We start from the raw sequence: 12,453 nt of genomic DNA, 5'->3' as shown, positions 1-12,453 counted from the left end.
AGGCTCCGGGATCGCATCTCGCGGCGATAGCCTAAATTTTAGGCACATCTACGACATGCTGCTTATTTCTCGAACGAATAATGTTATCGTAATCCAAAGTTTGACATAAAATGTCGCGCAAATCCTGTGCCGTGTCCGATCTGGCACGGCTGTTGCACCGCAGCATGATGCCACAAGCGAAAGGGGGCATCATGAAGCTGATCCTGGCGATCATCAAACCATATAAGCTCGACGAGGTGCGCGAGGCGCTGACCGCGCTCGGCATCGCCGGCATGACCGTGACCGAGGCGAAAGGCTTCGGACGGCAGAAGGGGCAGACCGAAATCTACCGCGGCGCCGAATATGCGGCGAACATGGTGCCCAAGGTGCGGATCGAGCTTGTCTGCGACGACGGAATCGCACCGCGCGTCGTCGAAACGCTGCAGCAAAGCGCCGCCACCGGCGCGATCGGCGACGGCAAGATCTTCGTGCTCGACGTCGGCCAGGCGGTGCGCATCCGCACCGGCGAGACCGGCGAGGCGGCGCTGTAAAATGACCAAGGGGACTGATATGACGTTCGCACAGAAAATGGCGGCAGCCACCGGCGCCGCCGGTCTCGCGCTGATCGCCGCGACACCCGCCTGGGCGCAGCAGGCCGCGCCCGAAGCCGCCGAAGCCGTTGTCGAAGCCGTTGTCGACAAAGGCGACGTCGCCTGGATGATGACCGCGACCGTGCTGGTGCTCGCGATGATCCTGCCCGGCCTCGCGCTCTTCTACGGCGGCCTCACGCGCACCAAGAACATGCTGTCGACGATGACGCAGGTCGGCGCCGCCGCCTGCCTCGCGATGCTCGTCTGGGTCTGTTACGGCTACGGCCTCGCCTTCGGCCCCGAAGGCAATGCCTTCATCGCCTGGGGCAAGTTCTTCCTGTCGGGCGTCACCGCCGACAGCCTCGCCGATACGTTCAGCGACGGTTTCAAGCTGCCCGAATATGTCTTCATCAGCTTTCAGATGACCTTTGCCGCGATCACCCTCGCGCTGGTGCTGGGCGCGACGGTCGAGCGGATGAAATTCGCGGCGGTCATGGTGTTCGGCATCGTCTGGCTGACGATCGTCTATTTCCCGATCGCGCACATGGTGTGGGCGGCGGGCGGCCTGTTCTTCGAAATGGGCGCGCTCGATTTCGCCGGTGGCACCGTCGTGCACATCAACGCCGGTGTCTCGGCGCTGGTGGCGGCGCTGATCCTCGGCAAGCGCATCGGCTATCAGAAAGAGATCATGGCGCCGCACGCGCTGACGCTGACGATGGTCGGCACCGGCCTGCTGTGGGTGGGCTGGTTCGGCTTCAACGCCGGGTCGGCGCTCGAAGCAAACGGTTCGGCAGCGCTGGCGATGATCAACACCTTCGTCGCCACCGCGTCGGCCGGGCTGTTCTGGATGATCGCGGAGAAGGTCGCGGGGCACAAGCCGTCGGCGCTCGGCTTCTGCTCGGGCATCATCGCCGGGCTGGTCGCGGTGACGCCCGCCGCCGGCAACGCGGGGCCGTTCGGCGCCATCGTCCTCGGAGCGGCGGCGTCGGTGATCTGCTTCTACATGGTGACCGTCCTCAAGCCACGGCTCGGCTACGACGACTCGCTCGACGCCTTCGGCATCCACGGCGTCGGCGGCATCGTCGGGGCGCTCGGCACCGCCATCGTCTATGCCCCCGGTCTCGGCGGGCCCGGCGGGGCCGATTATGCGATCGGCGGCCAGTTCGTCACGCAGGTGCTGGCGGTCGGCACGACGATCGTCTGGGCCGGCGTCGGTACCGCCATCGCCATCACCGTCGCCAAGGCGCTCACCGGGCTGCGCGTCAGCGAGGAGGTCGAGCGCGAAGGGCTCGACCTCGGCGAACATGGCGAGCGCGCCTACACCTATTGATCGACCGGACAGGACACCCGCCGCCGCACGCTCTCCTCTTCGAAAAAGGCGGCGGGGTCCGACGAGGTTCCTCCTGCGAACCACTCAGGCCGGGACGGATGTCCCGGCCGTTTTTTGTGCACCGGGCCGCTGCACAAGACGGGTGCAGCATTGCCTGCAAATTAGGCCTTTTCATCCCCTCATTAATATGGCATTCAGCCTGTCATGAGTTTCAGGAGGGGAGAGCCTGAAAGGCTGGGCCGGGACGCAAGTTCCGGCCCTCTTTTTTTACCTTGCCCATCCGCGGGGCCGGAAACGCCCTTTTTGCAGGCGCTTGCCGTGCCGCCATATAGCGATTCGCCGAATCGACGGTAGCGCCGGTCAGCCCAGCGCCGCCGCGACGAAATCGGCCGCGCGCTCGCCGATCATGATGCTCGGGGCGTTGGTGTTGCCGCTGACCAGCCGCGGCATGACGCTCGCATCGGCGACCCACAGCCGCTCGATCCCGTTCGCCTTCAGCGTCGGATCAACCACGGCGTCCGCGTCGCTGCCCATGCGGCAGGTGCCGACCGGGTGATAGACGGTGTCGGCGCGGCTGCGGATCAGCGCGTCGAGCGCCGCGTCGTCGTCAAGGTCGATCGGATGGCGGTCGGCCCCGGCATAACCGGACAGCGGCGACGCGGCGACGATCCGGTACATCATCCGCACCCCGGCGCGCAGGACGGCCATGTCGCGGTCGTCGGTCAGGAAACCGGGGTCGATCAGCGGCGCGGCGGCGGCATCGGCGGACGCCAGCGTCACGCTGCCGCGGCTTTCGGGACGCAGCACGCAGGCGTGACAGGAAAAACCGTGCCCCTTCACCTTGGCGCGGCCGTGATCCTCGAGCATCGCGGGGACGAAATGATATTGGATATCGGGCGCGGGCAGGTCGGGGCGCGATTTCCAGAAGCCGCCCGCCTCGGCGAAACAGGTGGTCATGATGCCGGTGCGCCTGCGGCGATGCTCGACGATCGCCTTGACCATCCGCCATGTGCCGCCGAGGCTGTCGCCGAACGGCTCGGTCGAGCGCGTTTCCCAGCTCGACACATAGTCGATATGATCCTGCAGATTCGCGCCCACCCCGGCGCGGTCGAGGGTGACGTCGATGCCATGTTCGCGCAGATGCGCAGCGGGACCGATCCCCGACAGCATCAAAATCTGCGGGCTGCCGAAGGCCCCCGCCGACAGGATCACACCGCCCGCGGCGCGCAGCGTCTCGCGCCCGCGGCCGCGGCGGATCACCACCCCGGTCGCGCGCCCGTCCTCGACCAATATCCGCTCGACCAGCGCACCGGTCCGGATATCGAAATTGGCGCGCCCGCGCAGCGGCTCGACATAGGCGCGCGCCGCCGACCAGCGCTCGCCCGCCTTCTGCGTCACCTGATAGAGGCCGAAGCCCTCCTGCTGCGCCCCGTTGAAATCGGGGGTGCGCGGCAGTTGCAACGCCGCCGCGCTCTCGACGAAACGCCGGCTCGTCACATTGGGCCAGCGCTGGTCCATGACGCTCAGCGGCCCGTCGCCGCCGTGAAAATCGTCGGCGCCGCGCTCATTGCCCTCGCTGCGCGTGAAATAGGGCAGCACGTCGGCATAGCTCCACCCTGTCGCGCCCAGTTCGGCCCACTGGTCGTAGTCGAACGCGTTGCCGCGGATATAGACCATCGCGTTGATCGCGCTCGACCCGCCGAGCCCGCGCCCGCGCGGCTGGTATCCGACGCGCCCGTTCAGCCCGGCCTGCGGCACCGTGTCATATTGCCAGTTCGACGCCTTGGGGATGAAGGGCATGAAGCCCGGCGTCTTGACCCGGACGCTGTCGTTCGACCCGCCCGCCTCGACTAGGCAGACGCGCCGCGTCCCGTCCGCGGCAAGCCGCCCCGCCGCCGCGCTTCCCGCGCTGCCGCCGCCGATGACGATGATGTCGAACTGATCCATATGCCGCTCCCCTCGCCACCCGCTCGGTGGTCCATAGCGACTTACATGAATGTCATTAGATGGCGAGGCAAGCCCATTACGCGTCGCTCGCGAAGCGATGGCGCTTACTCCGCCGCCTCTTCCACCGCGTGCCGCGCGCGCCATCGGTCCTTGATCATGTCGCTGGTCAGCCGGCTGCCGTCGTGGCTCCAGCCGGGTTCGCGCCAGACATAGTCGAGCTTGTGCCGCCACGGCGCGGCCCACACGTCCTTCGCGATGCCGACCCATTCGTGGACCGCGGCCCACAGGATGTTGAAGCTACCGAGCTGCTTGACGATGCCGTAGCGCACCGGATCGTCGTCGCGTTCGGGGACGAAGCTGCCGAACAGCTTGTCCCAGACGATGAAGACGCCGGCGTAATTGGCGTCGAGATAGCGCGGGTTGACCCCGTGATGGACGCGGTGGTGCGAGGGCGTGTTCATCACCGCCTCGAACCATTTCGGCATCCGTCCGATCGCTTCGGTATGGATCCAGAACTGATAGATCAGGTTGAGCCCGCCGCAGAAGAAGACCATCGCCGGCGGAAAGCCGATCAGGAACAGCGGCAGGCGGAAGAGGAAGGTCAGGCTGAAGAAGCCAGTCCACGTCTGCCGCAGCGCGGTCGAGAGATTATAATGCTGCGAACTGTGGTGAATGACATGGCTCGCCCAGAACCAGCGCACGCGGTGCGCGCTGCGGTGAAAGGCGTAATAGGCAAGGTCATCGAGCAGGAAGCAGAGCAGCCACGCCCACCACCAGTGCCGCAGGTCGAGGCCGATGTCGAACAGGCGATATTGATAGACCCACACCGCCATGCCGACCACCGCCGCGCCGACGAAGGCGCCGGCGACCTGGCTGCCGGTGCCGAGCATCAGCGAGGTCAGCGTGTCGCGCGCTTCATAGCGGCTGCGGTCGCGGCGCAGCGACACGATCATCTCGACGATCAGCAGGAGGATGAACGCCGGAACCGCATAGACGACGGGATCGGGCAGCTTATCCATGGCTCGCCGCCCCTTCCGGCGCGCGCGCCGCGGCGGCGGCGATCCGCTCCGCCGCGGGCGGCGCCGCCGCGCGATCCGACAGCGCCCGCATCCGCGCCGCCCACACCCCGGCGTCCTTGCCGAGCTGGAGCGTCACCGCGCCGAAGGTCCGCTCGGGCGTGGCGAGGGTCAGGAAATTCTTGTCGAGCCGCCCGATCACGCTGGCATCAACGGCACGCGCCGCGAAATGGTTGCCGTGCGCGCGGACCAGCATCATCCGCCCCTCCGCATTGCGGACGATCGCCGCATAGCCCGCACGGTCGCGCGCGACGTCGACCCCGCCAAACCCCGTCTCGGCTTCCTCGGCCAGGCGGATCGCGTGGGCGGCGTCGGCGATGCGCGGGTCCGCGCCGAGCCCCATCGCCTTCACCAGCCAGGCGACGAACAGCACCGCGACCAGCGACGCGGCAAGCTGGATCAGCGCGCCCGCCGTCACGCGTCGCCCGCCAGCGCGTCCATCATCGGACGCAGCGCCGCCAGATCGTAGCCCGCCCGCGCGGCGGCGGCGCAGATCGCGTCGACATCGTCGCCGGCGCGCGCGCGCGTCAGCGCCCACAGATGCGTCGAGCGCGTGCCCGAGCGGCAATAGGCGAGCACCGGCCCCGTCGCGTCGCGAAGCAAAGTGTCGAGCGCGTCGAGCTGCGCGTGGCTGAACCCCGCATGGCCGATCGGAATCGCGGCATAGGCCAGCCCTTCGGCCGCGCAGGCGTGCGCGATGGCATCGCCCTGCGGCGCCGCGCTGTCCTCGCCATCGGGACGGTTGTTGACGACAAGCGCGAAGCCCGCCGCCTTCGCCGCGGCGACATCCTCGAGGTCGATCTGCGGCGCGACGCTGTAATGGTCGGTCAGGGGACGAAAATCGCTCATGACGCGATGTATAGGCCAGCCGCATTTGCTGACAAGCGTGAAGGTGCGCGGTCTGCGATCCTGTCGGGCAAGGGTGAGGGCAGCGCGGCGGCTGGGAGGTGGTGAGCGGACATTGCCCGGCCCCGCTCGTCATCCCGGACTTGATCCGGGATCCATTCACGCAGCGTCGGATGAATGGATCCCGGATCAAGTCCGGGATGACATACAGTTCGCTTTCTCACGCTCAATACTGCCGGATCACCTCCAGAAAGGCATCGCCCCATGCCTCCAGCTTCTTTGCGCCGACCCCCGGGATCGTCGCCAGTTCCGCCCGCGTCGAAGGCCGATCGCTCGCCATCGCGCGCAGCACCGCGTCGTGAAAGACGACATAGGGCGGCACTCCCGCCTCCGCCGCCAGCTCGCGCCGGATCGCGCGCAGCGCCTCGAACAGCGGATCGCCGACCGGGTTCGCCGCCGCCGGGTCGGCACGCCCGCCGCGCCGCGCCGGCCGCGCCGGGGGTTCGGCGATCAGCACCGGCGCCTCACCCTTCAGGACCGGCCGCGCCGCCGGGCCGAGCATCAGCCCGCCATGCTCGGTGGTCGCCAGCGCCTCGCGCGCCATCAGGCTGCGCACCAGCGGCTTGATCAGCCGTACCTCCTCCCCCGCGACGATGCCGAAAACCGACAGCTTGTCGTGGCCACGCTGGACGATGCGCTCGTCGCTCCGCCCGGTCAGTACCGCCTCGACATGCCCCGCGCCGAAACTCTGTCCGGTGCGATAGACGGCGGAGAGCAGTTTCTGCGCGAGCACCGTCGCGTCGAGCTGGCGCGGCGGGTCGAGGCAATTGTCGCAATTGCCGCAGCGTTCGGGCGGATGCTCGCCGAAATGGCGGAGCAGGAGCGCGCGGCGGCATTCGACCGTCTCGACCAGCGCCGCGAGCGCGTCGAGCCGCGCCCGCTCGCTTGCGATGCGCGCCTCGTGCAGTTCGGACAGGCGCATCCGCGCGCGCGCGAAATCGTCGGCGCCCCACAGCATCAGTGCCTCGGCCGGGTCGCCGTCGCGGCCCGCGCGCCCGGTTTCCTGATAATAGCTCTCGATCGACTTGGGCAGGCCCGCGTGCGCGACGAAGCGCACGTCGGGCTTGTCGATCCCCATGCCGAAGGCGACCGTCGCGGTGACGATGCCGTCCTCTGACGCCACGAAATCATGCTGCACCTGCGCGCGCCGTTCGGGATCGAGCCCGGCGTGATAGGCGGCGACCGGCCGTCCCGTCGCCGCCGCGAGGCTGGCCGCCATGCGCTCGGTCCCGTCGCGCGTCGGGCAATAGACGATTCCCGGCCCCGGGTTGGCGGTGATGAAAGCGGCGAGTTGCTTCGCCGCGCCGACGCGCGGCATCACGCGGTAGCGGATGTTCGGCCGGTCGAAACCCGCGAGCACCAGCCCGTCCTGCGGGATACCCAGTTGGACGAGGATGTCGGCGCGAGTGTGGCGATCGGCGGTCGCGGTGAGCGCGAGCCGCGGCACGTCGGAAAAGGCGTCGAGCAGCGGCCTGAGCAGGCGGTAGTCGGGCCGGAAATCATGTCCCCATTCCGAAACGCAATGCGCCTCGTCGATCGCGAACAGTGCGGGCCTGCGCGAGTCGAGCAGCGCGCGGAACCCTTCGCCGGTCGCGCGTTCGGGCGCGACGTAGAGGAGGTCGAGCAGCCCCTCGCGATAGGCCTGCCGCGTGTCGGCATGGTCGGCGTCGGCGCTGGTCAGCGACGCCGCCCGGATTCCCGCCGCCCGCGCGCCGCGCAGCTGGTCGTGCATCAGCGCGATCAGCGGCGAAACGACGATCACGCAGCCGTCGAGCGCGACCGCGGGAAGCTGGTAGGTCAGCGACTTGCCCGCCCCGGTCGGCATCACCGCGAGCGTGTGGCGCCCCGCCATCACCCGTTCCACCACCTCGGCCTGGCGGCCGCGGAAGGCGTCGAAGCCAAAGGTCGATTTGAGGAGCGGGAGAAGCGTGTCGGTCATGGCGGCCGTCACCGCGTCGGCACGGGCTCCGCCCCCGTCCAGTCATAGAAGCCGCGCCCGGCCTTGCGGCCGACCCATCCCGCCTCGACATATTGGACGAGCAGCGGCGCCGGGCGGAACTTGGGGTCGCCGGTGCCGCTGTGCAGCACGCGGATGATCTCGAGACAGGTGTCGAGGCCGATGAAGTCGGCGAGCGTGATCGGCCCCATCGGATGGTTGAGCCCGAGCCGGCAGCCGGCGTCGATGTCGCGCATCGTCGCGACGCCCTCGCCCAGCGCGAACACCGCCTCGTTGATCAGCGGCATCAGCACGCGGTTGACAATGAAACCCGGCGCGTCGTTGGCGTGGACGATCTCCTTGCCGAGGCCGCGGCCATAGGCCTCGACCGCCGCGAGCGTCGCGTCGCTGGTGGCAAGGCCGCGGATCAGCTCGATCAGCCCCATCACCGGCACCGGATTGAAGAAATGGACGCCGATGAAGCGCGCCGGGTCGGGCGCCGCCTGCGCGAGGCGGGTGATCGGGATCGAGCTGGTGTTGGTCGCGAGGATCGCGGTGTCCGACAGATGCGGCCCGACGCTGGCAAAGATCGCGCGCTTGATCTCCTCACGCTCGGTCGCCGCCTCGATGACGAGGTCGGCGGGGGCGAAGGCGGCATGATCGGCGACGGGGGCGATGCGGGCGAGCAACGCGTCGGCGGCGTCCGGCGTCATCTTCTCCTTCGCGACGAGGCGGCCGAGCGCCTTGGCGATGCCCGCCTTGCCCGCCTCGGCGCGCGCGAGGTCGACGTCGGACAGCAGGACGTCGTGCCCCGCGCCCGCCGATACCTGGGCGATCCCTGCGCCCATTTGCCCTGCCCCGATAACGCCGACGATCATATGTTGCCCTTTCCAATTGGCGGCACCGGCCCGCTGCCCCGCCCGGCCTCCCATCAGGACGCTGTCGTCGGAAGGCGGGTCGGGGAGTGGGCTGGTGCCGGTTCCCGGCGTCAGTCGGGAAAAGCGATCGCGCCGTCAAGGGGCGGAGCGGGGCTCGGTCGCTTCGGCGAGGATCAGCGCGAAGGCGGGATCTGCGTCGTCCCACGTCGCGAGCGGGGTCCAGCCGCCGGCGCGCAGCAGCAGGCTGGCATCACGCGGGCCGTATTTGTGGCTGTTCTCGCTGTGGATCGTCTCCCCCTTCGCCATGCGATAGCGTTGCCCGTCGACGGTGAACGCCATGTCGCACGCGGCGACGAGATGCATCTCGATCCGCGCCTGCGCATCGTTCCAGACCGCGCGGTGAAGGAAATTCTCGATCGCGATATCGCCCTCCAGCTCGCGGTTGATGCGTTCGAGCAGGTTGCGGTTGAAAGCGGCGGTGACCCCCGCCGGATCGTCATAGGCGGCGGTCAGCGTCGCGCGGTCCTTGATCCGGTCGATCCCGATCAGGAGGCGCGAGCCGTCGCCCAGCGCCGCGCGCCAGTTGCGCAGCAGGTCGACCGCGCTGGCCGCGACCATGTTGCCGATCGTCGATCCGGGAAAGAAGCCGAGCTTGGGCAGCGCCGCGATCTCGCGCGGCAGCAGGACGCGCTGGGTGAAGTCGGCCTCGACCGGATAGACGGGAAGGCCGGGAAAGCGCGCCGCGAGGTCGGCGGCGCTGTCGCGCAGCATCGTCCCCGACAGATCGACGGGCACATAGGCGGCGGGGGCGATGGCATCGAGCAGCAGCGGCGTCTTCGTCGCGCTGCCCGATCCCAGTTCGACCACCGCGCGGCCCGGGCCGATCGCCGCGGCCATCGCGGCGGCGTGGCGCTTCAGCAGGTCGGTCTCGCTGCGCGTCGGATAATATTCGGGGAGCGCGGTGATATCCTCGAACAGCGCCGAACCGGTCGCATCGTAGAGCCAGCGCGCCGGAATCGCCTTCTGCGCCTGCGACAGCCCGGCGCGGACGTCGGCGCGAAAGGCGGTGTCGACCCCGGCGGCATCGGCATCGACCTGCCGCAGATGACGGACGACGCCCATGTCAAAGGTCCCGCGCGAGGCGCAGACCGGTGAACTGCCAGCGCTGATGCGGATAGAAGAAATTGCGGTAGGAGGCACGCACATGGCCGCGCGGGGTCGCGCAGCTGCCGCCCTTGAGCACGAACTGGCCGCTCATGAACTTGCCGTTATATTCGCCGACCGCGCCGGGCGCGGGGCGGAAGCCGGGATAGGGTCGATAGGCGCTACCGGTCCATTCCCACACGCTGCCGAACATTTGTTGCAGTCCGGTGGCGGCGGCCTGTGCCGCGGGCTGCACCGGCCCCGCCGCGTCGAGTTGCTGCCCCGCGGCCGGGTCGAGCGGCGCGGCGGCGGCTTCCCATTCATGCTCGGTCGGCAGCCGCGCGCCGGCCCAAGCCGCGAAGGCGTCGGCCTCGAAGAGGCTGATGTGCGTCACCGGCGCGTCCGGGTCGATCTCGCGCCAGCCCGACAGGGTGAAGCAGCGCCCGTCGCGCCAATAGGCGGGCGCGTCGACGTCCTGCGCCTGCACCCAGGCCCAGCCGTCGCTGAGCCACAGCGACGCGGTGCGGTAGCCGCCATCGGCGATGAACTGCTGCCATTCGCCGTTGGTCACCGGACGGCTGGCGAGCGCGTGCGGCGTCAGAAGCACGGAAAAGCGCGGAACTTCACAGTCGAATGCGAAGCCGTCGCCGTCGTGGCCGACCGCCACGATACCTTCCTCGCCGGTGACCCAGGTCAGCGCGCCCGCCGGGTCGGGTGCGGATGCGAAAGGCGCGGAAAAGCGCGCGGCTTCACACGCGAATCGCGGTTCGGGCTCCCATAGCGCGGGGCCGAGCGGGTTCTGCGCGAACAGATGCTTGATGTCGGTGAGCAGCAATTCCTGATGCTGCTGCTCATGCTGGATGCCGAGTTCGATCAGCGCGTGCGCCGCAGGCGGCAGGCCGGGCAGCGCCGCCTGCACCGCCGCATCGACATGGTCCCGCCACGCGCGCACCTGATCGAGCGACGGACGCGTCAGCAGCCCGCGGCGCGCGCGGGCATGGCGCGGCCCCTCCGCCTCGTAATAGCTGTTGAAGAGATAGGGGTAGCGGTCGTCGAACAGCCAATAGCCGGGTTGGTGATCGCGCAGCACGAATGTTTCGAAAAACCATGTCGTATGCGCGAGATGCCATTTGGCGGGCGAAGCGTCGGGCATCGACTGCGCGCTCGCATCGGCGTCCGACAGCGGCGCCGCGAGGTCGAGCGTCAGTTGCCGCGTCGCGGCGAAGCGCCGCGCCAGATCGGAGACACCGGAAAGCGAAGCGGACGAAACATCTATTCGGCTGGCCATGTCGAAACAATCCGCGAGAGGGCGATTCGGTTTCGCGAGCGGGGAACTATGCACGGATACGCGGCGATTGTCCAGAACATATAGGGAACGATCGCCATCACCCTGCCCCACTGCACACGGGCACGGATGTCTCAAAGACGATCGATCTACCGCTCGCCGCTCCAGGCCGCCTCGATATCGGTCCGTGCGAAATCATCGCCTTTGAACAGCAGCGGCTCGCCCGCCGCCTTCGCCAGGGCATAGGCGAAGCAGTCGCCGAAGTTCAGCCCGGCCTTGTGGCGTCCCTTGCCGTAGTCGAGAAAGGCCTGTCGGGCCAGCTCGCCCTGTTCGACCGTCACGGGTTCGATCGCGATGCCTGCGCGCCGAAAGAAGTTTTCCGCCTGACGCATCCCTTGGGGTCCGAGCTGGCTTTCGACGACCATCGATAATTCGACATGATTGGCGACGCTGATGCGACAGCTTTCGGCATCATGGATCAGCCGGACGAAGGACGGACCTTCGGGTTCGTGATAAAGGATCGCGACCAGAGCAGAAGTGTCGATTATCACTGCATCACCGAGGCAGGCCGGCGTCGTCGTATAACAGTTCGGCATGATCGGCGTAGGGGCGCTTCACATGGGCAGCCGCTCGGTCGGCAATCGCGAGGAGTTCCTCCACGCTGGCCCTGGCCTTGCGGCGCTGGATCGCGGCGAGACGATCGCGCAAGGCATCCGTGACCACGCGGGTCATGCTCTGGCCAGTCGCCCGCGCGATAGCCTGTGCGAGGCGGTGTGCCTCCGGGTCTTTGACATTCAAACTCACAATATGCCTTTCTAGAAAAACTTCTTCTTTTCTACCATAATGATCCGAATGGAACAAGGCCCCCACTCTGCTTCCGCACGGCGAGGGTCGGGCGTGTCTTGGAGTCCTGACAATTTTGGATAGGCCAGAGCCATCGTGAGCGGAGCGAAGCAATCCCGGGCAGTTTGCGCCCGCTCTGGATTGCCGCGCGGCTTCACCGCTCGCAATGACGATAACGGGGTTCCGATGGTCAGCGCGTAGCGCCGGGTTTCCAGAGGATGTCGCCGCCCGCCGCGGCGTTCAGGTGGCGCGTCAGCACGAACAGATGGTCCGACAGGCGATTGAGATAGGCGAGCGCGAGCGGGTTGAGGGCGCGGTCCGCCCCCGCCGCGACCGCCGACCGCTCGGCGCGGCGCGTCACCGCGCGCGCGAGGTGGAGCCGCGCCGCCGCCTCGGCGCCGCCGGGCAGGATGAAGCTGCGCAGCGGATCGAGCGCGGCGTTCATCGCGTCGATCTCCGCCTCCAGCCGTTCGATCTGGCCGGGGACGATGCGCAGAGCCATATCGTGCGGGCCGAAGCCGTGCTCGGCATCGGCGGGGG

13 protein-coding genes are annotated in these 12,453 nt (G+C 68.3%); 2 read left to right on the top strand and 11 right to left on the bottom strand.

Translation table 11 applies throughout. The features are described from left to right. The first annotated feature begins 191 nt into the window (after window positions 1-191). Window positions 192-530: a P-II family nitrogen regulator gene (locus tag SGR02S_RS16965; RefSeq protein WP_067112661.1), complete on the top strand. Its 339-nt coding sequence runs from the start codon at window positions 192-194 to the stop codon at window positions 528-530. Between the two features lie 19 nt (window positions 531-549). After that, complete coding sequence (locus SGR02S_RS16960) at window positions 550-1,899, top strand: ammonium transporter (RefSeq protein ID WP_067112664.1); 1,350 nt, start codon at window positions 550-552, stop codon at window positions 1,897-1,899. A gap of 360 nt (window positions 1,900-2,259) precedes the next feature. Here SGR02S_RS16960 and SGR02S_RS16955 read toward each other — a convergent pair whose 3' ends face one another. The 11 genes from SGR02S_RS16955 to SGR02S_RS16905 form a co-directional block, all read right to left on the bottom strand. After that, window positions 2,260-3,846, bottom strand: a complete 1,587-nt coding sequence (locus tag SGR02S_RS16955) for a GMC family oxidoreductase (protein WP_067112658.1) — start codon at window positions 3,844-3,846, stop codon at window positions 2,260-2,262. Between the two features lie 104 nt (window positions 3,847-3,950). Next, window positions 3,951-4,865, bottom strand: a complete 915-nt coding sequence (locus tag SGR02S_RS16950) for a sterol desaturase family protein (protein ID WP_067112655.1) — start codon at window positions 4,863-4,865, stop codon at window positions 3,951-3,953. Further along, window positions 4,858-5,340, bottom strand: a complete 483-nt coding sequence (locus SGR02S_RS16945; protein ID WP_234002518.1) for a hypothetical protein — start codon at window positions 5,338-5,340, stop codon at window positions 4,858-4,860. The genes SGR02S_RS16950 and SGR02S_RS16945 overlap by 8 nt, the downstream gene beginning before the upstream one ends. Beyond that, complete coding sequence (locus SGR02S_RS16940) at window positions 5,337-5,771, bottom strand: protein tyrosine phosphatase family protein (protein WP_067112652.1); 435 nt, start codon at window positions 5,769-5,771, stop codon at window positions 5,337-5,339. Before SGR02S_RS16940 ends, SGR02S_RS16945 begins: the two co-directional genes overlap by 4 nt. A gap of 223 nt (window positions 5,772-5,994) precedes the next feature. Continuing rightward, complete coding sequence (gene recQ / locus SGR02S_RS16935) at window positions 5,995-7,767, bottom strand: DNA helicase RecQ (protein WP_067112650.1); 1,773 nt, start codon at window positions 7,765-7,767, stop codon at window positions 5,995-5,997. 8 nt (window positions 7,768-7,775) lie between these two features. Continuing rightward, the gene (locus SGR02S_RS16930) at window positions 7,776-8,642 is read right to left on the bottom strand and encodes a 3-hydroxyacyl-CoA dehydrogenase NAD-binding domain-containing protein (RefSeq protein ID WP_067112647.1); all 867 of its coding nucleotides are present in this window, start codon (window positions 8,640-8,642) and stop codon (window positions 7,776-7,778) included. Between the two features lie 135 nt (window positions 8,643-8,777). Further along, window positions 8,778-9,764, bottom strand: coding sequence for an L-histidine N(alpha)-methyltransferase (gene egtD, locus SGR02S_RS16925; protein ID WP_067112645.1), 987 nt, complete (start codon window positions 9,762-9,764; stop codon window positions 8,778-8,780). A gap of 1 nt (window position 9,765) precedes the next feature. Continuing rightward, window positions 9,766-11,073 (bottom strand): ergothioneine biosynthesis protein EgtB, encoded by a 1,308-nt coding sequence (egtB, locus tag SGR02S_RS16920; RefSeq protein WP_067112642.1) that lies wholly within the window; start codon window positions 11,071-11,073, stop codon window positions 9,766-9,768. 146 nt (window positions 11,074-11,219) lie between these two features. Then, on the bottom strand, window positions 11,220-11,621 hold the full coding sequence (locus SGR02S_RS16915; RefSeq protein ID WP_067112639.1) for a type II toxin-antitoxin system VapC family toxin: 402 nt from the start codon (window positions 11,619-11,621) through the stop codon (window positions 11,220-11,222). Between the two features lie 4 nt (window positions 11,622-11,625). Then, window positions 11,626-11,874, bottom strand: a complete 249-nt coding sequence (locus tag SGR02S_RS16910; RefSeq protein WP_067112637.1) for a type II toxin-antitoxin system VapB family antitoxin — start codon at window positions 11,872-11,874, stop codon at window positions 11,626-11,628. Between the two features lie 229 nt (window positions 11,875-12,103). Continuing rightward, a partial coding sequence (locus tag SGR02S_RS16905; RefSeq protein ID WP_369691229.1) for an ATP:cob(I)alamin adenosyltransferase occupies window positions 12,104-12,453 on the bottom strand: 350 nt, incomplete at its 5' end.

The sequence above is a fragment of the Sphingopyxis granuli NBRC 100800 genome, from assembly GCF_001591045.1.
In the GTDB taxonomy this organism is placed as follows: Bacteria; Pseudomonadota; Alphaproteobacteria; order Sphingomonadales; family Sphingomonadaceae; genus Sphingopyxis; species Sphingopyxis granuli.
Note: the sequence above shows the minus strand (reverse complement) of the source record. Positions and strands in the feature narration are given on the sequence as shown.